Consider the following 23,238-nt stretch of genomic DNA (forward strand, 5'->3'; position numbering starts at 1 on the left):
CTTGTTACATATGGATACATATCTAGAAAAAGGCTTCCGTGTCCTAAATGGAATAGTCTTCATACTGTCTGTGTTAATATGGCAATTTAAGTTTGAATCATTTGCTATAAATAGTCTACTTGGTCTTGTTATCCCTGCATTTTTTATTTTAATGTGGGGACATGACAAAGTGAGACGATCATTTATATCATCAATTAGTTTTGCACTTATTGTGTTATCACTTACTATCCTCCCGCTTAATATGGACTACATATTATATAGTTTAGGGACTGTAGTAATGATCGTTATAGCATCTTTTATTCTACGACCAACATTAGAGTATATTGGAATCTGTCTTTATCTATTTTTTGGATTTTATCTATTCTTTTTCGTCCAATATGTCGGAGGGATAAAAGGATTATTTACGAGTGAAATACTTGCTTTGTTAAATCAATCTTATTATTCATTTGAATGGTTACCAACAATCATGAGTGCTAAGTGGGCTATTTTAATTATTGCTTATGCGATTTATTTAGCAAAAGCAGCTTTAACAAAAGAGTTTATTCGGATGAAACTTTTTCATATCGTGATGAGTGTTATTTCATTTCCGTTCCTGTTATTACCTCTGATTATTAGTGGTTATATTTACGCTTTATACAAGCATGTATTTAGTTATGCTACTATTTTCAGAAATACTGTTAAGGTTGAAAAAAATATATTATCAACATCAAGTCAACCTGCTTATGAAAAATATATTTTTAAGAAAGCATTTGTTGATGCAAAAAATGTTATGCAAACAGCTTTCAAAACAAATAGGCTACACGTGAAAGAAATTTATCATTCTATTAAAAAAAATAAGAATACTTATGGAAAAGCAATTCATTTATTTTTAAGTATTATTTCCTACTCTGCTATTTTTGCGACATTTACAGTAGGCAACGCTTTGATTGCAATTAGTGCAGCTATACACTTCTCTTTGTTAGCAATCTATAGTGCTCCTGTATTCGCCTTTTGGACTATTGTTTACTATGGTGACCAGACATATAGAAAAATCAATAATATTTCAACTGTATGTTCTACCTGCTATCATCATTCTGCTCTACCAACATACCATTGTCCTAGCTGCCAAACTGCACATACATTGATGGTTCCAAGTAAATTTGGAACTTTAAAAAGAAAATGTCAATGTGGACATAAAATCTCAACCTCGATCTTTAATGGTAGAAGTCAGCTAGATGCTAGTTGTCACACTTGTTCTACTCCTATTTATAGTAGTGAAGCAACAACATTACAAATACCTGTTATTGGTGGTACATCAGCAGGGAAAACAAGCTTTGTCATGTCATCGATGGCTTCTTTAATTAATGAATCAGAAAGTAAAGATTGGACATTTCGATACCCAAAAGCTGAGTTTAAAGATAGTATTGAAGCTTTTTATAGAAACCAGAGTGTTGGTGTTCGTCCAATAAAAACGCAAAGTCGTACACCAGAAGCACAATATGTAGGTATTACGACAAAAAAATCAAAGATTGAAAAAATTCTTTATCTTTATGATCCTTCTGGAGAAACATTTGAAACAAGTGGTGATTTCAAAAAACAGCGATATCTGGAACATTATGATGGTCTTGTGTTTGTTATTGATCCGTTTTCAATTGCAAATGTGAGAGAAAGATATCAACGAGAATATAACGTGAATGCTGTTAATCCTAGTTTTGCGGACTTTGAAAATATATTTGATCGTTTTCTAATTGAACTGCAAGAGAGTTATGGTATTAAAGCACATGAGAAGATTACTAAACCAATTGCGATCGTTGTGAATAAAATTGATCAAGTGTTAAAAAATGAAGTCGGAACAGAAACAGCTAAGCAACTTGCAGCAACAAGAGATGATATGAAAAATATATCAGATGCTACACATTTTCTATGTAAGGAATTCTTGGCAAGCGTCGGAATGAACAATTTCTTGAGAAAGGTTGATAACAAGCTATCAAATTATCAATTTTTTGCTTATAGCTCACATAAGAAGGAGCAAACGGTTGATCATACATCAGAGCCATTGCTATGGCTATTAGGTGAACTTCATAAGGATTTAAAAATTATTAATGATGGAAAGTAGTGTGAGAGATGCTATTAATTAAAAAATATTACTTTCAAGCCATTTGCTACTTAATCGTCATTCTGCTTCTACTTTTTAGTTGGTACCTCTTAAAATCTGAAATTCAAATGGCTTTTAAAGCTGTGTGGAATCTTTATAGTGGACAAACAGTATCAAGTTCTTCTAGTTTGCAAGCATTTAATGAAATGATTCAACAAGAAGTTACAGAAGAAAACCAAGAAGAAGGTCGAGCTGAACTTAAGCATATAGGATCTTTAGAAGTTACAACTGAAGGGGCAAATGTAAGAACCTCAACTGAAGTAAAAGATGAAACAGTTGCTTTTGTTGCTGCTAAGGGAGACCAATTCTACTATTATGAAGAACAAAACAGTGATGGTACCATTTGGTATAAAATAATTAATCAAGAAACACAGGAACAATTTTGGATTAGCTCAAAAACAGTTAAGATAATTGAGTAAGGCTCTTGAAAGATTGTTGCTATGTAATCAAAATATACAGTAGTAACAGTGGATTTTCGCATATAAAGCTACCTGAAGAAAAGATGCCACTAGACTTACTACTGTGCTGATTTCTCGAGTATATAAAAGCAACAAAGTTTGCGAAAATAACCTTGAGTGACAATAAAAATAAATGTGGCTAACCCCTAAAACAGAAAATGTATATTAAGCTGTTTAGGGGTTTTTGTAAATGAAGTATAAATCTAGTATGCCTAGTGACAGGTGTCAATCTAATGGTTACAATAAGTACAAACATACTTTGATTAGGAGATACAACATGATGTCGTCAGAGCCGAAGTGGTTTAAAATTATAATCAGTGTTATGCTTTTGATTGTTTTGAATCAAGTACTTCTTTATATTTTCCAAATGAAAGATATATTTTTACAAGTATCTTATGTGACGATTAATATTTTGACAGTTTTTGTTTTATTAGGATTACTGATTACTCTTAGAAAGACAACGAATGAGCTTAGGAAAAGTAATCAAAAGCTAAATAATATATTTGATTCATTAGATGTGGCAGTATGGGCACACGATTTAAAATCAGATAATCTTTATATTTCTCAGGGGATTGAGCATTTATATGGCTATAATTTAAATGAGTTTTATCATGATCACTATCTGTGGAAAAAAGTAGTCCATCCTGATGATGAAAACATCTTAACAGAAAGAGCAAAGCTTATTGATCAAGGAAAACCTGTGACAAGCATTTACCGAATACTTAGACCTGATGGTGATGTAAGGTGGATTCAAGACAGAGGTATTCCTACTTATGATGATAAAGGTAACTATAATGACTTTTCTGCCGTATTATTTGATATTACTGAACAAAAAGAAGGAGAAGAACGTTACCGTGGAATCGTGGAACTATCTCCAGATTTTATTGCTGTTATTAAAGATTGGAAGTTTAACTTTATCAATGAAGCTGGATGTAGACTTCTTGGTGTAGAAAGTTCTTTAGAGCTTTTTGGTAGATCAATACTAGAGTTTGTTTCTACTGCTGATGTGAGGAAGATCAGTGATGCTCTAACAGAGATGGAAGATAAGGCTAGAGAAATAAATAGATTTGAACTTCAGATCATTCGAATTGATAAAAAGAATGTTGACTTAGAAATGTCAGTCATGAGAATTCCTTATGAAGGAAGATTGGCAACATTAGTAGTAGGAAGAGATATTACAGAACGTAAAAAAGCAGATGAAATCATTCATCATATGGCTTATTACGATACGTTAACAGGACTTCCTAACCGAAATATGTTTAAAGAACATCTAAACAATCGTTTGTTTAATTCAAAGGATGAAAAACTAGCAGTGCTTTTTCTAGATTTAGATCGCTTTAAAGTGATTAATGATACAAAAGGACATTCAACAGGTGATCATGTTCTTCAGCTTGTTGCCAAGCGTTTATCTGAAGCAGTTTCTGATGAAGGATTAGTTTCTCGACAAGGTGGAGATGAGTTCTTAATTTTATTAAATGATGCAACAAACGATAAAATTGAGTGCATTTCAAAGCAAATTATTAACGATTTTTCACAGCCATTATATATAGAAGACGATGAATTCTTTGTTACAACAAGTATTGGTATTAGTATATATCCAGTTGATGGAGAGGATCAGGAAACACTGATCAAAAACGCTGATACAGCGATGTATTTGGCAAAAGATCGTGGGAAAAATAATTATCAATACTATAATCCGAAGCTAAATAACTATTCAACAAGAAGAATGAAATTAGAAGTAGAGCTACGAAAAGCATTGAATAAAGATCAATTAACAATCCATTACCAGCCGCAAGTAGAGCTTAGTACGAAAAAAATAATAGCAGTAGAAGCATTACTACGTTGGAATTCTCCAAAGTATGGAAGTGTTTCACCTGCTGAATTTATTCCAATTGCTGAAGAAACAGGATTAATTGTACCAATTGGTAGATGGGTGCTGCAAAAGGTTAGTGAACAGCAAAAACAATGGAAGAAAGCAGGAATATCTTCATTACGAGTTGCTGTTAACGTATCAGTTCGACAAATGCAGGAAAATTGCTTTGCACAGGATGTGAAGCAGGTGATCAAAGAGCATGACTTAAATCCAGTAGATCTAGAGCTAGAAATCACTGAAAGTATTATGCAAAATATCGAAAATTCAACAATTGTGTTAAATGAGTTGAAAAAGCTTGGTGTGACGTTATCTATTGATGACTTTGGTAAAGGCTATTCATCATTAAGTTATTTGAGGCATTTACCGATCGATACAATTAAAATTGATAAATCATTTGTTGATGATATTTGTGATACATCAAATAATGGATCTATTGCTAAAGCGATTATCGATATGGGTCATAATTTGGGCTTTACGATTGTGGCTGAGGGAATTGAACAAGAAGAACAAGCTGAGTTTCTGAAGGGGAATTCTTGTGAGTATGGACAAGGGTATTTCTTTAGTAAGCCACTGCCAGCTGAGGAAGTTTTTTTGTTGCTGGAAAAGGGATTGGATAGATAGGAAAAGCCTTGAAGAGATCATTATTTTCAAGGCTTTTTGGTTATCGCTTTTTAAAAAACTTGTTTTTAGAGGCCATTTTTGCGGGTAATTTGTTAGGAAGTATTAATTCCGTTTCATTTCGCTGCAGACACTCGCTTTCCGCGGGGAGGAAGTCAAGCCTCCTCGGCTGCGCCTGTGGGGTCTTGACCTTTCCTCTGCACCCGCAGGAGTCGAGTGTCTTCCGCTGCATTCCACTAGTTTATACAATGATCTTTGATGAAACAACCATTCTAGTAAGTTTTTGCTAATTGACTTAAATACCTGTGAAACACTGTGTTTTATCTCTTAAATATCCTTTTTGAATAAGGGATATACCATTTGCTTCAAATCACTAAAGTAACAAATTTTAATATGAACAGTTCTTACTAATCTCTCTGATAACTCATCATCATACCCAAAACAGCTCCAACAATTGCTGGTAGAAGCCAGCCAATTCCGATAGAGAAAAATGGGATATAGGAGAATAATTGATTAATTCCTTCTATATTAATGTTAGCTGCTTTTAATCCATCAACAACACTGATGATTGCTGTTGCGACTAAGCTGTATTGATAAACAATTGGTTTAATTCCAAATGCGTAATCAATAAATGATAATAAAATCAGTACGATTGCTATAGGGTAAATCGTGAATAATAATGGAATGGAAACCGAGATTAGCTGTGATAAACCAAAGTTTGCTATAGCTGTACTAAATAAAGATAATATGAAAATTAATAGCTTATAGCTTAATCTTGGTATAACACTTGATAGATAATTTCCACATGCTGATACTAAACCAACACTTGTTGTTAAACATGCAAATGTAATGGCTAGTGCTAGGACAATTTTCCCTAAAGGCCCAAATAATTCATGTGCAATACCAGATAGAATTGCCCCACCGTTATCTAAATAGCCGAGACTTGAAACACTAGAAGCTCCAATAAAGGCAAGTGATACATACACAAGAACAAGACCTATTGCTGCAATGATGGCTGCTTTTATGCAAACCTTAGCAATATCTATTTTTTCTGTGACACCACGTTCTTTGATAACTGACACAATCACAATTCCGAAAACTAGTGCACCTAAAGTATCAAGTGTTAAATAGCCCTCTAAAAAGCCCTTGAAAAATGCACCCTCGATATAATCTCCCTGAGATTGTTGAAATTTACCAAGTGGTGTTAGAGTAGCTTTTATTGTTAACATTACAAGAATGATCAGTAAAGCGGGAGTTAAAATTTTACCTATTCGATCAACAAGCTTACTTGGGTTAAGAGCAAGCCAAAACGTGATAACAAAAAAGATGATTGAATAGACCAAAAGTGTTAGTTGTGAATTTATTAGTGCTTCTGAAAGAAATGGTGTTATACCAATTTCATAAGCTACTGTAGCAGTTCTTGGAATCCCAAAGAACGGTCCGATTGTTAAATACAAAATAATCGGAAAAATCACTCCGAACATAGGGTGTACTTTGTTACCAATTGTACGAATATCACTACCTGCTAATGCAATAGCCACAATTCCTAAAAAGGGAAGACCGACACCAGTGATTAAAAATCCAATTGTTGCTAACCAAACATGTTCACCAGCTTGTTGTCCTAGTGCTGGGGGAAAAATCATATTACCTGCACCTAAAAATAGCGCAAATAACATTAAACCGATAACAAGGATTTCTTTACCGGATAATTGTTTACTCATATTGTCCTCCTGAAATTTAACTATTGTAAGATATAATTATTATTCTCGTTTTTTCGACACAAAAATCAGTTTAGCACATATTAATCGTGAATTAGTAGAAAAAAATAAATTTTATAAAAACTTCTTCGGTAAAAATGTAAAAATTTTAGTATTTTAGTATAAATTATAAATCAGAAAAATTTTAATAATCAAACATCTTTAACTTAACTAGCAATCAACCTTCTCCCTTGGTATAATTCACCTCATTATACTTAAGGAGATAACAAGAATGTTTAAGAAAAAAGAACTTATATTTATTAGTTTTATGCTTTTTTCCATGTTTTTTGGTGCAGGGAACTTAATTTTTCCTGCATTTTTAGGTCGTTCAGCAGGTGAAGATGTCTGGATTTCGTTAGCCGGATTCATCTTAACGGCAGTTGGACTGCCAATATTAGGCGTAATGGCGGTGGCAAAGGCTGGTAGCTTACACACATTAGCAATGCGTGTTCATCCTGGTTTTGCGTTTCTTTTTCCGTTATTGATTTATGTATCAATAGGACCTGGATTAGCAATACCACGCGCTGGTTCAATTTCATTTGAAATGGGACTTAAACCCTTTTTACCAGAATCTCTAATGAATCAACCATTCATGTTGTTAATGTACACAATCGTATTCTTTGCTATCACACTTTGGTTAAGTCTACAGCCTTCAAAGCTAGTTGATCGATTTGGTAAGCTGCTTACACCAATTTTGCTAGTGATGATTGTAGTGATTTTTGTCAAAGCAGTTTTCACACCGATTGGCTCGTTTGGACAAGCAACAGGAGTGTATGCTAATAATTCATTTTTCCAAGGCTTTTTAGATGGATACTTGACGATGGATGCTTTAGCTGCGCTAGTATTCGGTATTGTTGTCGCAAACACGATTCGCGCAAAAGGTGTAGACAGTCCAAAATTAATTTCAAGATATATGAGTATTGCTGGAATTGGCGCAGGAATTTTACTCGCTTCCATTTATGGGATTTTAGCATATCTTGGCGCTTCTAGTGCTACAATAGGTCAACCAGAAAATGGGGCACAAGTATTAACACTTGTGATGAATTCGTTATTTGGTCAAGGTGGCATCATTATGCTGGGCATGTTATTTACCCTAGCCTGCCTTTGTGTGTGTATCGGACTTATTATTGCATGTAGTCAATACTTTACAGGAATTTTCCCAAAGCTATCTTATAAAAAATGGGCAGTTATTCTAGCAGTACTTAGTCTTCTCGTAGCAAACTTAGGATTAACTCAAATATTAACCGTTTCTGTTCCAATACTAGGAGCAATTTATCCGATTGCAGTTGTGTTGATTACACTTGGATTAATGTCAGCAAAAGTAAGTAAGCAAGTTTACTTGTTCACGATCTTGTTTACAGGAATATTTAGTGTGCTAGAAACAATAAATCTTACATTTTTCGCTGGAGCAATGGATTCAGTTTTAGCTAATGTTCCTCTTTATGATCAGGGAGTAGGGTGGTTAGTGCCTGCAATAGTGGGGGCATTAGTTGGATATGTGTTAAGTACTATTATGAAATCTAGTAGTGATGTTGATTCTGATCTTGCTGCTTAAGTTGTGTGGAGTGAGGGTGTGTGCCCTTGCTCTTTTTTGTAAGGGTTTTGATTAGTCATTTTGTTAGAAGCGTAAACATGGTCGATAAAAGAGGCTGGATGGTTGGAAAGATGTAATTAATGGTTTGCAAGTGATCGAATGGCGTGGAAAAGTGAGAACATGGTCGATAAAAGAGGCTGGATGGTTGGAAAGATGTAATTAATGGTTTGCAAGTGATCGAATGGTGTGGAAAAGTATGGGAATGGTTGATAAAAGAGGCTGAATGGTCGGGAAAATGTAATTAATGGTTTGTAAGTGATCAAATGGCGTGGAAAAATGAGAACATGGTCGATAAAAGAGGCTGGATGGTTGGAAAGATGTAATTAATGGTTTGCAAGTGATCGAATGGCGTGGAAAAGTGAGAACATGGTCGATAAAAGAGGCTGGATGGTTGGAAAGATGTAATTAATGGTTTGCAAGTGATCGAATGGCGTGGAAAAGTGAGAACATGGTCGATAAAAGAGGCTGGATGGTCGGAATAATGTAATTAATGGTTTGCAAGTGATCGAACGGCGTGGAAAAGTGAGAACATGGTCGATAAGAGAGCCCGAATAGTTGATAAATCATTAAATAATGACTGACAAGTTTGTTAACATGACTTAAAGAAATATGGATAGGACGTTATACAAGTAAGCTTTGATTAATAAACCAAATATCAGTTCGTACTCCAATAAAACATGTATAAAATACCACTTACATCTTTGTAAAAATCCACGTTACATATACAATTATGTGTACAATTGTATAAATATGAACCCCTTTAATTACTCACTTCCAACAACCCCCACAATACAAAAAAGCCACCTCAAAAGGTGGCTCATCTTAATCTAGTTCTTAAACCAAACTTAACATTTTCTCTTCTGCATCTTTCGCCACATCAGCAACAATTTTGCCAAGAGATGATGATTTCTTCCCTTTATCTAACCATTTTGCTAATGCCTTGATTGTGCTTGTGAAGTCTTTGATCACGGTTTTGCTGATTGGATCGTAAAGAGATGGGAAATCAGCTGATAGAACTTGCTGCCAAAATTCTTTGTCACATTCATTCCAGCTTGTTTTTGCATGACCCTCTAATATTTCTCGTAAATCGAATAAACAGTTACGGTATTTTCTAACTGTTCCTTCTGCTTTTCCATCTGTTTTTTCTTTGAAAAATGTAACAAGATCTCCAGAATAGAAATTATCAACAGTGTTTGGTGCAAAGCCCAATAGCTCATACACTGGAATGTCTTCTTCATTTACAAGTGGTTTTTGCCTCGTTTCTGATAAAACAATAGGTGTGTAGATTGTGCTTCTATTTTCGCCACCTGTTACAAATGGTGATAATGGAAGACCTAGCTCTTTACGAACTGCGTTAAAATCGGCTGAAACAGGAACACTACCATAATCTTTCTCCACTTGCACATACATATTATATTCTAGTGATTGCAGATAAGTTTCTACCCTTTTTGTTTCACCAGATTCAATTAGTTCTTGAATTGATTTATCCCCTAACAATGGAATTTTAACATCTAACTCTTGTCTAATATCATTTTGTGCATATAAAGCAAAATACGGTGCAGTGCCTTCCTGGAAGGATGCTATTGTATTTTTTAGCTCCACTTGATATGGAATGGTTTGTGTATGAGTATCAACGGTAATAAATGAAATAGCTGATGAATCTAGTTCACTTTCTAGCATATCTTTAAATTCATCAACAAGATTTTTTTCAAAAGTATTAAACGTTAATTCATTATTTGTTTGTGAAATTGATCCAAGAACATTTCCGACTAAAACTGGCTTATTAAGTTCACTATCCTTATACTCATGCCAATCCGTAACCCAGCTAGCTAGCTTTTTCTCAAAGTTCCAACTATCAATGACAATCGCTTCTTGAGAGTGAACAAAGTTCGCTACAGCTGAATCATTCAATACATTGTATTTTAAATTGTAATGAGTAATTTCAGTAGGTTTTTGTGGTCTTTCTTCATTTGTAGTGAGAGCTGTAAGTATTTCTGGAAAGAAATCAACTAAAGCTTGTTCCGTACTGATTTTCTCAGCAGACACTATTTCTTCTAGTTTTTTTGCAGCACGTTTTATACTATCAGGATCTTTGAAAATTCTTACTCCATTAAAATAGTAAAACTGCTCAAATTTTTCTAAAAGGCCTAATGTACCAAACCATGGTACAAAGTTCGGAATATTTTCTTTAAACGTTGACACTGGATATTGCTGCTTCGTGATCACATCTTCAAATAAAATTGCTTCATCACTTTTGTTAACAGCTTGAATAAGCTTTGGTTTTAATGAAGCCCAGGTTGTAGCCATTTCCTTTTCAGATTGAGAAAGTCGTAATTCATTTTCATGAAGAAACCACTCAATTCCCCGGAATCCATTTTCAAATGTGTTAAAAAAGATTAACCAATAATCATATATCGCTTTTTCTGCACCTTTATCTTTAATAGAATGATTTGTCCTATTTTTAAATTCACTATGCAATTGATATAATTGACTTGTTGGAATAGCTTTCTCAATAAAATCTTTTACTTTAATAACAAGAACATGCTTTTGCTGATAAAAGCGCTCTTCTTTCACTTCATGTAACTGTATTATATTTTCTTGCAGCATACAGCATTTTTTATATTTCTTTCCACTACCACACGTACATGGATCATTTCGTTTTATTGACATTACTATCACCTAATCTGTATATGTATTTTTCGTTTATGTATAACAATTGTGATTTTAGTAGAAACTTTACATTTGTTCAAGTGGCTGTTTGTTTGATATAGATTCTGTTGTGAAGAAAGGTTCTATTAATATTGATTTTTTTGTTGTGAATTTTATAATCTGAATTCACTTTCGCCGGAGTGATATATCCAATCCTATCATCAATGGAAAACTATATTGATTTTTAAAATGTTCTCAAAAAGGTTTTGTATTATAAGTGTTTTAACTAGTTTTCACCACGAAAACTATTTCAGTTGATTGGAGCGGAAGGGTGCGAGACTCCTGCGGGAGCAGTGGGACAGGTGAGACCCCGCAGGCGTAAGCGCCGAGGAGGCTCACCGCCCACCCCGCGGAAAGCGAGCAACCCTGCAGCGCAAATCAACCAGCAACATGCTTAATATAAGGGTTTTCAAATAAATCTAACTCAATTCTTTTTCCTACAAGATATCGAGTATTCACAAATTATGATCTTTCAAAAATGAAACCTTCAACAACTTAAAACGTACTATATATTAGTAAGTTTTCTATAGGAGACGATAAGATGAAACAAACAGTGAATTTCTTTATTCAATCATCCGCAGCTCTTTTTTCAACAGTTATCATATGGACAATTGGTTATTTTCCATTAGATCAAAGCTATCTTCTAGCAAGCACATATGCTCTAGGTGGAGGAACAGCAGTCTTCTTTTCCGCCAAAGCATTAACGTTTCAGCAATTTCTAAAGCAAAACCAGCTTACTAGAAAAGAATATCGATATATTAAACAAAATCTAAAAGAAGCAAATCATAAAATCAAAAGATTACGTAAAGCCCTTTTTACGATCAGAAATGTTGCTTCAATTAAGCAAAATCTTGAGATTTACCGAGTGGTAAGTAAAATTTATTCGATTACGAAAAAAGAACCAAAGCGGTTTTATCTTGCAGAGCAGTTTTATTATTCTCATTTAGATTCAATTGTTGAGCTAAGTGAAAAATATGCATTTTTAGCTTCTCAGCCTAAGAAAAATAATGAATTGACGAACTCATTAAATGAAACCCGCAGGACAATATCTGATTTAGAAGAATCACTAGAAAAGGATTTACATGATGTTGTCTCGAAAGATATCAATCAACTGCAATTTGAATTAGATGTTGCAAAGCTCTCACTAAATAAATCAATTAAGAACGATAAATAGGAGGTATGAAGCATGAAAAACAACAATCAAAACGAGCTAGATGATCTTATTTCAAATCCATTTGGACAAGATGAGCTAGTTATGAATAACACAGATTTACCAAAGTCAAAATCAGCAAAATTAATCGATGTGTTACCAGAGGAAAATCGTCAAAAGGCTATACAGCTAGCAGAGCAGATTGATCCAACAAACCAACAGGCAATTGCTTTGTATGGTACTCAGGCTCAATCTAAGCTTATGAATTTTTCGCATTCGATGCTTGATCATGTGCAAAAAAAGGATACGGGTGAAATCGGTGAAATCATTGGTGATCTCATGAAAAAGCTTGAGCAGGTGAGTCCAGATGATTTAAAGACTGAAAAACGTGGCCTTATTTCAAAAATGTTTGGTAAAGTATCAAATTCAATTCAAGAGGTATTAACAAAATACCAAAAAACAGGTGTGCAAATTGACCGAATCAGTGTAAAACTGGATCATTCAAAAAATAGCCTACTAAATGATATTAACATACTTGAGCAGCTCTATGAAAAAAACAAAGAATATTTTCATGGACTTAATATATATATTGCAGCAGGAGAGCTAAAGCTCGAAGAACTAGAAACAAAAACAATTCCAGAGCTTAAGAAAAAGGCAGAATCTACTCAAGATCAAATGGCCTATCAAGAAGTAAATGACTTAATGCAGTTTGCTGATCGATTAGAAAAACGAACTCATGATCTTGTGTTAAGCAGACAAATCACGATGCAAAGTGCACCACAAATTCGCTTAATTCAAAGTGCAAACCAAGCTTTAGTAGAAAAAATTCAATCCTCCATCACAACAGCGATTCCACTTTGGAAGAATCAAGTGGCCATTGCTTTAACATTATTACGTCAAAAAGATGCAGTTGAAGCACAAAAGCTTGTATCAAAAACAACAAATGATTTATTGCTGAAAAATGCTGAAATGCTTAAGGTGAACACATTAGAAACGGCAAGAGAAAACGAACGAGGACTTGTTGATGTTGATACATTGAAAAAAGTGCAGGAGCATTTGGTATCAACACTAGAAGAAACACTTCGTATACAAGCTGAAGGCCGAGCGAAACGCCTTCAAGCTGAACAAGATTTGGCTTTAATGGAAACAGATTTAAAGAAAAAGCTTTCGGGGATGTAGAAATATAAATGGGGTCAGACACCAAGTCTGACCCTTTAATTCTTTACTATTGAAATAGCCTTCTTAAGCAATTCTGTTTTGCGTTCTTGTTTTTGCTCAATATAAATCTCTTTAAATTCTTCTGCAGCTTCCTCTCCGTAAGTAAGCTGTTCAAGCTTCTTTGTTAAGTCTTCATATAGTATGTAAAACTGCTGCTCTGTTTGTTCCTCAATAACCTGACCAGCGGAAGCGTATTTTTGATAAAAATCTACTAAAGAAGTTTTTTCTTGAGTTCTCTCCAAAGTTTGATATTCCTTTTTAGCTTCCTCTAATAAAGAATCAATTTTCACATTCGTATCTTCTTGTAGTTCTTCAAACTTCATTCTGTAATCAGCTTTTATTTCCTCGACTGCTTTTTCATTATTCACAATCGTTAATTCATCAAGTTTTCTATTTGAAAAAACAGAACTTGCAGGTAATGTTAATTCTCTCTCAATCTGTCGTTGTTCAGTATGTTCACTAGAAATCATCTTCTCGTCAATGATTACTTTACTTCCAATTATAGAGATCCCTATAAATAAAAAAGCGAATATCATTAAGCTTCTATTATTCAAAACCTTAACCTCCTCTTATCTCATTATTTTTGTCATTTTTGCAAAGTATTAAACAGATGATCATCAAGTTGGCATAAAGTTTTTTGTGCGATATGATATTGAGTAGATAATGGATAATTTTTCTAGGAGGGTGTAAGATGACAAATTCAGTGAAATTTGATTTGCATACACATCATCAACGTTGTGGACATGCAATTGGTACGATAGAGGATTATGTTAAACAGGCCATACAATATGATTTACAGTATATTGGTATTTCTGACCATTCTCCTTATTTTTATAGTGATGAAGATCATTTATTTCCAACAATAGCTATGCAAAAAAGTGAATTTATTCCTTATATTGAGGAAGTTCTTCGTTTGAAAAAAAAGTATGAAGATAAAATCCATGTATTGCTTGGTGTTGAAAGTGACTTTTTTCCAAAACATATTGATCTATATCGTAACCAATATATTAATCAACCCTTTGATTATATAATTGGCTCTGTACACTATGTTTCTGATGTGAATATCTTTAAAAAAGGACGTTGGGAAGGGCTATCGTCTGCAGAACAAAGAGGTGTGAAAGAAGAGTATTATTCACTAATTGAGCATTCAGCAAAATCTGGTTTGTTTCAAATATTAGGTCATATTGATGCAATGAAGGGATTTTATCCTGCTTTCTCAGAAATCCAAACAGATGTGATAGATAATACGCTAAAAATCATTGGTCAACAGGACGTGGCAATCGAAATAAATACATCTGGAAGTACAAAGGATTGTGGAGGCTGGTACCCTGCAGATGATATTTTAGAACGAGCGTTATTTCATGATGTTTCGGTTACATTTGGCTCTGATGCCCATACACCTGAACGAATTTGTGATGATTTTGAGCAGGTGCAAACAAGATTAAAGGAAATAGGGTATCGTGAATGGGTTTACTTTGTGGAGAAAAAACCAGTAAAAACATCATTATAAAATTGCCTTTAAATATTGATCTAACCTAAGTAGTACCAAAGTTCGACATAATATTTTAATTATCGGCAAATTATGCTAAATTAACTAGACTTTATACCCGTTCATGTAATAGAATGAAATAAAATTGGTCAATTAATTCCGATAATGGCAAACTTGCTGAAAAGTAAGGACGCAAAGCTACGAACCTACGGTAAAAAACTATGGTAGTCGAGCCCCCGAAGAATGGTTATAGAAAAGAGATATCTTTTTCCATTCGGTTAAAGATATCTCTTTTTCTCGTTTACATTAAATAGTAGAAAAAAGTCACTTTTACACAAAATCTATAAAACAACATTGGGTGGGCTAAAGAATGTTAATAAAGGATTTGATCGTGGAGGATAGTTATTTCCATTTTTATCAGCCAATAGTTAATATTGAGCATAATAAGATTATTGGGTATGAAGGATTAATGAGGTCGGAAGTTCATACTAATCCTGAGCAAATTTTTCTACAAGCTAAAAAGGAACAGCAGCTAGTTGAATTAGATTCGCGGTCCATTCAAAAAGCTGCTAAAGCCTATCAAAAAGCAGGCTATCGTATGCAAGATGGGTGTTTGTTCTTAAATGTTTTTCCAACAACACTACTAGATTCAAACTTTCTCATCTTTGTTAAAAAAATTATGATTGATGATCCCCAGCACTGTCAACATTTAGTGTTCGAAATTAGTGAATTAGAAGATATACAGAATCAATCTCGATTGATTGAACGAATTAAGGTGTTAAAGGAACTAGGATTTAGGTTTGCGATAGATGATGTGGGGAAAGGGTATTCTGATTTCCAAACAATTATTGAAATGGAGCCAGATTATATAAAAGTAGATCGATATTTTTCGCAGCAGCTATCACAATTTCCTAAAAAGCAATCTTTTATTCAATTAGTTAATGAATATAGTAAAAGAAATGGTTGTCAGCTTATCTTAGAGGGACTTGAAACGGTTGAGGACCTTGAGATGGCACGACAATTGGGTGTAGAGTTTGGTCAAGGGTATTTGCTTGGAAGACCTGAGCCATTGGTACAACTTAGTTGGGGCACATAGCAAGAAATTTTAAAAAGTCATGACTTCATTTAATACTAGGTCATGACTTTTATCTACATCGTAATATTCTTCTTGTTTTTAAGTTTCTTAGTAACAGCTTTTATAGCCACTACAAATAAAATGACGCCTAAATAAACTAAAAACAACACAATATAACCCCATAGCCCAATGATCGCATCAATAAAATCCATATTTCCTCTATTCGTAATTGCCTGCTGAATTTCAATAGCAAATACTAAAACGAACATAAACGTAAGTGTATATAAAAAGGCTATTAAGTGTATGCCTATCTTAAATTGTGATAGCCACTTTGAGATCATGTAAACAACAGCAAAAGTAATAATTCCGATAATACCCATAATCCAAAAATGCATATCTTTATCAGTAAGCTGTAATCCCAACATATCATTCAACAGCACAATTAAAACATCATGAACATTATTAACAATTTCAGCTAAAAACAAAATAATATCTCTCATATAGTTCCTTTCTGGGGTCAGACCCTTTCATATTTGTCCATGCCTGTGCATAGTTTGTATAAAGTAAGAAGACAGGCAAGCGAGGTGAAGATTGTGAGAAGACGATCAAATAAACTCCCATTAATACTTATCGTAATCGGACTTATCGTACTCATCATTATAGTATTTAAGTTTATACCGAGTCTAGGGGAAAAAGAACCCAGAGATGTTGTTGATGCCTTTTATCATTATGAACAAGAAGGGGACTTTGGAAGTGCATGGGAGCTATTTCATCCTGTGATGCAAAAAAAGTTCACTAAAAATGCCTATGTAACAGAAAGATCACATATCTATATGGGTCATTATGGTGTGAATACATTTTCATATAATATTAACGATGAAAAAGAAATCAAAAGCTTTAAAATGACAAAGGGCTCAGAAGCCTTTCCCACGGCAAATTCCATTTCAGTTGAACAAACCTTTAAAAGTAAATTTGGGACATTTAAAGTGCTTCAAGATGTTTATACGGTTGAAGACGAGGGTGAGTGGAAAATTGTGTGGGATTTTAAGTAGTAGGGGGTCTGACCCCAATCTAGGTATAAATCAAAACCCCTCCACGACACGAAGGGGTCTTTTGACTAAATTCCTTGGAAAATTAAGAAAAAGCCAACTGCGAATAATAATATCAGCAGTAAAATTAGGATTATAGCAATAATAAGGATAATCCAACCAGCTACTTTACGTCCTGTTTTAATAAAATAAATTCCGAGAACAATTGGACCGAATACAAAGCCAAGAATTCCCCAAAGCCATGGGTTCTTACCATGTTTAGGTGCATCGATTGCTAGGAAAATGGCAATCGCAATTGAGAGTATAAATCCAAATGAAAATTCCAAAATGAGTCCCTCCTATATATAATTTCTTTAAAGGATATGGAAGATGTAAGTATTTCATGCATTTTCAATTAAGTTTTTTATAAAATACCAATCTTATTATATATTAAATTAAACTCCCTAAATTGGAAATGGGAAACTTGAAATTTATATATAAACCAAAGAAAAAAAGCCAGTCTACATTGTGTGACTGGCTTTCGATCATTAGTTAGAAGTTGTAGCTGCTGTGTCAGTTGAAATCTCTAAATGCTGCTTCAACTGATTTGATAATGCTAAACGCTCTTCTTCAGCAACAATATAGTAGTAAATCCCACCAATTTTATCTCCTGTACCTTTTACCTGGAATTGCTCAAGATTTTGACTAGCTGCTTTATAGTTCGCTTGAATTTCCCACATTTCATCAAATGTTAAGTTTGTTGTTACATTATCGCGAACAACTCCAAACATATCCCCAAACTTTGTGATTGATGAGATATTGGCACCCTTTTTCATAACGCCTTCGATGATTTGGCGCTGACGTTCTTGACGACCAAAGTCACCTCGAGTATCTTTGTAGCGCATTCTCGTATAAGCTAATGCTTTTTCACCATCTAACGTAATGGTGCCTTCTGGAAAATCATAGCCCCCAGAACTGAAATTTAGTGTGTTATTGACCTCAACTCCACCAACTGCATCAACCGTATCTTTAAAGCTTTCCATATTAATTTTCACAAAATAATCAACTGGAACATCTAAAAAGTTTTCAACAGTTGCAACTGTCATATCGGTTCCACCAAATGCATAAGAATGGTTAATTTTATCTTGTATGCCTTTACCAACAATTTCCGTTCGAGTATCTCGAGGAATACTAACCATTTGTGTTGAATTTGTGTTTGGGTTAACCGTCATAAGAATTAATGAGTCTGAACGACCTTTATCTCCTTCACGCTCATCAACACCCATAAGAAGAATAGAAATAGGGTCTTTTTCTGTAAATGTTACTTTATCAGGTCGTTTGGGAGATTTGTCACGATCTAATTCTTCATGAATGCTAGCAACAGTATCTGTAGCAGATTTATACAAGTAAAACGCATACCCACCTGTACTTAAAACAAGTAATCCGATAATGCTAAGCGTAATCCATAGCCACGTCTTTTTCTTCTTTCTTGCTTCTCTCATTATCTATGTCATCCTTTTTATTTTAATTTTATTTTATGGCTCTGTTAAACTTTGTTGTTGATTTCCACTACAGGCATTTGCTTTCCGCGGGCGGTCCGGGAGCCTCCTCGGCGCAGGAGTCTCATGCCTTTCACTCCATTCACCAAATTGCTAATAATCAACATTAAGCTTTAACATAGCCTATTTTAATTATATTGAATCTATAAAGATTATAGTGCTCTACTACCCAAACTACAATGCTTTTTTTGTAAAATATTGTTTCCAATTATATTACGAAGGAAATTGATGAAAGGTTTCATAATTTGTAGAAATTTGTCTAATGAAATATGTATCTATATGATAAAATAAAAATTATAATTTATTTGACAAAATATAGGAATTTATAGGAGGAAAGACGAATTTGAACAAGCGTCTTGTATCAATATCACTAATTTTCACAGTACTTTTAACACTATTCACCCCATTTTCACAAAAGGTAATTGCATCAACCACTGACAATATCACTTTATTACCTGCTGTAAATACAGAAGATGGTGTACAACTACAATGGGTATCATCTTCATCAGTACAAGGAGATGAACATTTTACTCTTATAAAAAATAATGAGGAAATTCCGTTAGCATCAGTTGAGAAAGTAAACTCGACAGTTGGTGAAATTGGAGAAGTGATAAATACGTATCAATTTCTTGATGAACAGGTTGAGGTAGGTACACATTACACTTACTCTCTTAAAAAAGAAGGTAATAGCACGCTTCAGTCAGGACAAATTGAAGTACTGTATCAAAAGGAAGAGCTTGATTCAGAAATAATAGATCTACAAGTGACAAATATAACAGATAGAGAATTCAAGGCTGAATGGTCTACATTAGAAAACGCTGAAGCTTATCATTTATTAGTAGATGGTAAATTGCTTGGGCAATTTAAGAATGAAGTTTCATATGAAGTAAAAGAATTGGCAGCAGATACTAGTTATACTGTTAGCGTTCGTGCAATCAGTGATGGAGAAATTATATCTGAAATAGCAAAGACAGTTACAACAAAAACAGTAGAAACTTCTGAAGTACCTGTTGTAGAAGAAGAAGCTGAAGTGATTAAGGAAGAAGTAACAGTTTCAAAAGCTTCAGTACCAACTGGAGAAGTAGTATCAATTCCAGATTCATCATTAAAAAGAGCGATAAAAGGTGCTTTGAAATTAACAAGGGATGAAATTTACACATCAGATATGGAGAGCTTAACAACACTCAATGCTTCATATAGAAATGTAAAAGATTTATCAGGATTAGAAACTGCGTTTAATCTTACAAAACTAGATCTTTCTGGAAATGAAATTTCTTCTGCTGTAGAAATTAAACATCTTACACAACTTCAATATGTAGATTTGTCTTATTACTTGGGTTCTGACATTCAATTTTTAGAGCCCCTTACAAATCTAAAAACACTTATTTTAACAGATACAACAGTAACAGATCTTGAACCAATCTCAAGCCTTTCTTTACTAGAAACATTGGATATTAGTTTTGGACAAGTAACAGAATTAAATGATCTAGCATCATTGTCTAGTTTAAAAGATTTAAATATTAGTTATTTAGAAGACCTTGCATCAGTTGAGCCATTACAGAAATTAACACAATTAACAACATTATCGATGTATGGTGACTCATACTTCCGCTTGAAATCAGAGGTTGATCAGCTTGAACGTGAAAACCTTGAAATTTTTCATGATGAATCTTATTATCTATATTTTGATTCAATAAAAGTAAATGAAACTCGTGCTATTTTAAATTGGTCTTATGAAGGAGAAGTTGAAGTTGCATCCTACGAGGTTTTACTAGGGGACAAGTCATTTGAACTTGAAGCAACAGAAAATACTTTAACTGTTAATGATCTAATTGAAAATACCCAATATAATGTGAAAGTTAACGCATATGATAGTGAAGATAAAGTGGTTGGTAGTATTGAAACGACGATTAAAACATTACCAGCTGCTAGCGGTGAGAAGGTAATTTTTAATGATTCTCAGCTTGAAAAAGCAATAAAAGCTCACTTTGGACTAGAACGTGAAATCTATGTAAGTGACATGAAGGAATTAACAGAGCTATCGATTGAACGTAAAAGAATCAAAGATTTAACAGGTTTAGAGCATGCTACAAATTTAAAATATCTTTACGCTTCAAGAAATATAATTGAAGATATTTCATCAATTTCTGGTTTGAAAGCTCTTGAAGGGTTGTACCTTGATGGAAACAAAATAAGTAACTTTTCCGCTTTAAGTGAGTTATCAAATTTAACAACTCTTGGTTTAACAGCAACAGGAATAAAAGATTTAGCAGTTTTATCAGGTATGGAAAAGCTGAATGATCTAGCTTTAGATGAAAATGAATTAACAAGCTTATCAACTTTACCTGCACTACCTAGTCTTGCTTATCTTTCTCTTTATAACAACTTGTTGACAGACGTATCTGGTATTGAAAAATTAGTTAACATAGAGTCTGTATATCTAGATGATAATCCTCTTGAATCTTTAGAGGGGATTAATAACAACTTAAAATTAAACAGTTTAAGTTTAAGTAATACGAGCTTAGATGATATCTCTAATTTATTAAAAGTAGATTCTCTTCAATATGTTTCATTGTACGGTAATGGGATGTTAGATTTAAATGAAGGATCTGAAGCGCGCAAAGTGATTGCTCAACTTGAAGAGTGGGGTGTGTATGTTGAATATGATGATCAAGGTGAAGAAGAATGGTTTGAATCATATTTCAGCTTCATTACAGAAAATTCATTCCATGTACATTGGGATTATTATGGTGAAAAAGAATTAACAACGGTTGAGATTTATGTTAATGGTGATAAAAAAGCAACTGTACCTTTTGAGGATTATGAATTTATAATTGGTGGTTTAACTCCAAGTACAGATTATGAAATTGAAGTTAAGGCATTCAATAGTAGTAATGAGCTTGAATTTACGAGTTCCTTTACAGAAACAACGTGGTCAGAGCCAAGTGGAGATGTTGTTGAATTTAAGGATGAGACACTTAAAGACATAATAAAAGAGCAGCTCGGCATAGATCGTGATCCACAGGTTAGTGATATGGAAAGACTGGATTCAATCTACCTATTTGAAGCAAATGTCTCTGATTTAACAGGTTTAGAGTATGCGGTAAATTTATTTGATTTTAATGTATTCGAAAATACAGAGGTGCTAGACTTATCAGCGCTTAAAGAGTTGAAAAACCTTTATAGCATGAATATTACCAATTCTCAAATAAAAGATTACAAGATATTAGAAGAAATGAATAGTATTCGTTCATTAGCTATAGATGATAATGATCTTAAGGATATCTCCTTTTTAGCTGGTATGAAACAGCTTGAGGATTTAATGTTAATGAATAACAATATTAGTGATATTTCCGCTTTATCGAATTTAACTAAGTTATCTTTTGTTAACCTGGCAAACAATAATATTGAAGACATTCGTCCACTGCTAGGTTCTAAGAATGAAATGTATAGCTTAGATGTTAGTGATAATCCGATCGAAGATATTTCAAGCTTGTCACAATTTGAAAATTTATTTGATTTATATTTAGATGAAACATTAATTGAAGATCTCACACCTTTACTAGAATTATATAGCTTGGAGAGCGTTTCTCTATATAACATTCCAACTCTTGAATTACCAAATAATACAACGAATCAAAGTGTTATCGATGATTTGTTATATTATGGTGTTAAAGTAAATATCGACGTAGACCTCACGCCAGAGTTATACATTGATGAAGTTACTCAGAATTCAATTTCTATTTCTTGGGATCCGATGCTACCAAAAGGTGTTGGTGTGTATAATGTAACATTATATGAGAATGAAGAAATAGTTGAAGAATTCCAACTTGATAGTGTAGAAGCAAGCTACCAATTCACTGAGCTTTCTGCAAATACAAACTACTATGTTGAGGTATTTGTAGCAGAGGAAGTCGAAGAATATTATGGCTATTTATCCGCTGAAATTACAACTCTACCTGTTGAAGGCTCTATAAAAGATGTGAGCATGTATGTTCATAAAACAGAAGGTACACCTGAAGTAGAGGCAATGTTTGATCTTTATGGAATCGATGAGGATAATGAGGATCTATATTTTTATGGGGAGTCTGATGAAGATGGTAAGCTGTGGGATTATACATTAGACGAGCCTATTGATTTATTTTCGCTTCCTGTTGGGAACTATGGAATAACGTTTTTTACAGCAGATGAAGAAGAATTTAGCTTTGAGTTTGAAATAAAAGCTGATGAAGAATATATCAATGAACCGATTCTCTTTTTACTGTATGAAGAGGATGATGCTGTCACACCTCCAAGTAAGTATAATCCTGGAAAAGATTCGGGGAGCACAGATGGTAACAATGGTGAAAATAAAGGAAACTCACCTATTAAAGTAGATGAACCAAAAAAGGATGTTAAAGTAAAGGTAAAACCTGTTGAAAACAAAGAACTTCCTGAAACAGCAACAGATGTCTACAATCTTATGATGATTGGGCTTGTTATTGTTGGTTTCGGTGGCGCAATACTAGTTATTCGTAAACGTAAAAAAATGAATCATGAATAAGTAACACGCGAAGAGGGGCCTTAGCTCCTCTTT

At 33.7% G+C, this 23,238-nt stretch carries 16 protein-coding genes and 1 riboswitch; of the genes, 10 read left to right on the top strand and 6 right to left on the bottom strand.

Annotated elements, in window-relative coordinates; genetic code table 11:
* The first annotated feature begins 10 nt into the window (after nt 1-10).
* From FS935_RS08445 to FS935_RS08455, 3 genes are all read left to right on the top strand, one after another.
* Entirely contained in the window at nt 11-2,095 is a 2,085-nt protein-coding gene (locus FS935_RS08445) for a TRAFAC clade GTPase domain-containing protein (protein WP_146947513.1), read from the top strand.
* A gap of 8 nt (nt 2,096-2,103) precedes the next feature.
* The gene (locus tag FS935_RS08450; RefSeq protein WP_146947515.1) at nt 2,104-2,553 is read left to right on the top strand and encodes a hypothetical protein; all 450 of its coding nucleotides are present in this window, start codon (nt 2,104-2,106) and stop codon (nt 2,551-2,553) included.
* Between the two features lie 319 nt (nt 2,554-2,872).
* Nucleotides 2,873-5,086 (top strand): sensor domain-containing protein, encoded by a 2,214-nt coding sequence (locus tag FS935_RS08455; protein WP_240050862.1) that lies wholly within the window; start codon nt 2,873-2,875, stop codon nt 5,084-5,086.
* A gap of 404 nt (nt 5,087-5,490) precedes the next feature.
* On the opposite strand, the gene brnQ (FS935_RS08460) is transcribed toward FS935_RS08455, so the two are convergent.
* Nucleotides 5,491-6,804, bottom strand: coding sequence for a branched-chain amino acid transport system II carrier protein (brnQ, locus tag FS935_RS08460; protein ID WP_146947517.1), 1,314 nt, complete (start codon nt 6,802-6,804; stop codon nt 5,491-5,493).
* Between the two features lie 268 nt (nt 6,805-7,072).
* Here brnQ (FS935_RS08460) and brnQ (FS935_RS08465) point away from each other — a divergent pair, with 268 nt between their 5' ends.
* The gene (gene brnQ, locus FS935_RS08465; RefSeq protein WP_168714477.1) at nt 7,073-8,395 is read left to right on the top strand and encodes a branched-chain amino acid transport system II carrier protein; all 1,323 of its coding nucleotides are present in this window, start codon (nt 7,073-7,075) and stop codon (nt 8,393-8,395) included.
* Nucleotides 8,396-9,268: 873 nt separating this feature from the next.
* Here brnQ (FS935_RS08465) and FS935_RS08470 read toward each other — a convergent pair.
* Complete coding sequence (locus FS935_RS08470) at nt 9,269-11,104, bottom strand: SEC-C domain-containing protein (RefSeq protein ID WP_146947520.1); 1,836 nt, start codon at nt 11,102-11,104, stop codon at nt 9,269-9,271.
* A 580-nt stretch (nt 11,105-11,684) separates the two neighbouring features.
* Here FS935_RS08470 and FS935_RS08475 point away from each other — a divergent pair.
* Both FS935_RS08475 and FS935_RS08480 read left to right on the top strand, forming a co-directional pair.
* Nucleotides 11,685-12,317 (top strand): 5-bromo-4-chloroindolyl phosphate hydrolysis family protein, encoded by a 633-nt coding sequence (locus tag FS935_RS08475; RefSeq protein WP_146947522.1) that lies wholly within the window; start codon nt 11,685-11,687, stop codon nt 12,315-12,317.
* Nucleotides 12,318-12,329: 12 nt separating this feature from the next.
* The gene (locus tag FS935_RS08480; RefSeq protein WP_146947524.1) at nt 12,330-13,472 is read left to right on the top strand and encodes a toxic anion resistance protein; all 1,143 of its coding nucleotides are present in this window, start codon (nt 12,330-12,332) and stop codon (nt 13,470-13,472) included.
* A gap of 35 nt (nt 13,473-13,507) precedes the next feature.
* Here the strand turns inward: FS935_RS08480 and FS935_RS08485 are convergent, their stop codons facing one another.
* On the bottom strand, nt 13,508-14,065 hold the full coding sequence (locus tag FS935_RS08485; protein WP_146947526.1) for a hypothetical protein: 558 nt from the start codon (nt 14,063-14,065) through the stop codon (nt 13,508-13,510).
* Nucleotides 14,066-14,202: 137 nt separating this feature from the next.
* On the opposite strand from FS935_RS08485, the gene FS935_RS08490 reads away from it, so the two are divergent.
* Nucleotides 14,203-15,021 (top strand): histidinol-phosphatase, encoded by an 819-nt coding sequence (locus FS935_RS08490; RefSeq protein ID WP_193559354.1) that lies wholly within the window; start codon nt 14,203-14,205, stop codon nt 15,019-15,021.
* A gap of 136 nt (nt 15,022-15,157) precedes the next feature.
* A riboswitch (cyclic di-GMP riboswitch) is annotated at nt 15,158-15,241 on the top strand.
* Between the two features lie 129 nt (nt 15,242-15,370).
* Nucleotides 15,371-16,096 carry an EAL domain-containing protein gene (locus FS935_RS08495; RefSeq protein ID WP_146947528.1) on the top strand — a complete coding sequence of 242 codons (726 nt, stop codon included), beginning with the start codon at nt 15,371-15,373 and terminating at the stop codon, nt 16,094-16,096.
* A gap of 53 nt (nt 16,097-16,149) precedes the next feature.
* Here the strand turns inward: FS935_RS08495 and FS935_RS08500 are convergent, their stop codons facing one another.
* A complete protein-coding gene (locus FS935_RS08500) occupies nt 16,150-16,575 on the bottom strand; it encodes a hypothetical protein (protein ID WP_146947530.1) in 426 nt (141 codons plus the stop codon).
* 93 nt (nt 16,576-16,668) lie between these two features.
* Between FS935_RS08500 and FS935_RS08505 the strand changes: the two genes are divergently transcribed.
* Nucleotides 16,669-17,127 (top strand): nuclear transport factor 2 family protein, encoded by a 459-nt coding sequence (locus FS935_RS08505; RefSeq protein WP_146947532.1) that lies wholly within the window; start codon nt 16,669-16,671, stop codon nt 17,125-17,127.
* A gap of 65 nt (nt 17,128-17,192) precedes the next feature.
* On the opposite strand, the gene FS935_RS08510 is transcribed toward FS935_RS08505, so the two are convergent.
* Both FS935_RS08510 and tagU read right to left on the bottom strand, forming a co-directional pair.
* Nucleotides 17,193-17,450 carry a hypothetical protein gene (locus tag FS935_RS08510; RefSeq protein WP_146947533.1) on the bottom strand — a complete coding sequence of 86 codons (258 nt, stop codon included), beginning with the start codon at nt 17,448-17,450 and terminating at the stop codon, nt 17,193-17,195.
* Nucleotides 17,451-17,651: 201 nt separating this feature from the next.
* Nucleotides 17,652-18,608 (bottom strand): polyisoprenyl-teichoic acid--peptidoglycan teichoic acid transferase TagU, encoded by a 957-nt coding sequence (gene tagU, locus FS935_RS08515; protein ID WP_146947536.1) that lies wholly within the window; start codon nt 18,606-18,608, stop codon nt 17,652-17,654.
* A gap of 397 nt (nt 18,609-19,005) precedes the next feature.
* On the opposite strand from tagU, the gene FS935_RS08520 reads away from it, so the two are divergent.
* A complete protein-coding gene (locus FS935_RS08520; protein WP_146947538.1) occupies nt 19,006-23,205 on the top strand; it encodes a leucine-rich repeat domain-containing protein in 4,200 nt (1,399 codons plus the stop codon).
* Nucleotides 23,206-23,238 lie beyond the last annotated feature (33 nt).

The sequence above is a fragment of the Metabacillus litoralis genome (assembly GCF_007994985.1).
In the GTDB taxonomy this organism is placed as follows: domain Bacteria; phylum Bacillota; class Bacilli; order Bacillales; family Bacillaceae; genus Metabacillus; species Metabacillus litoralis.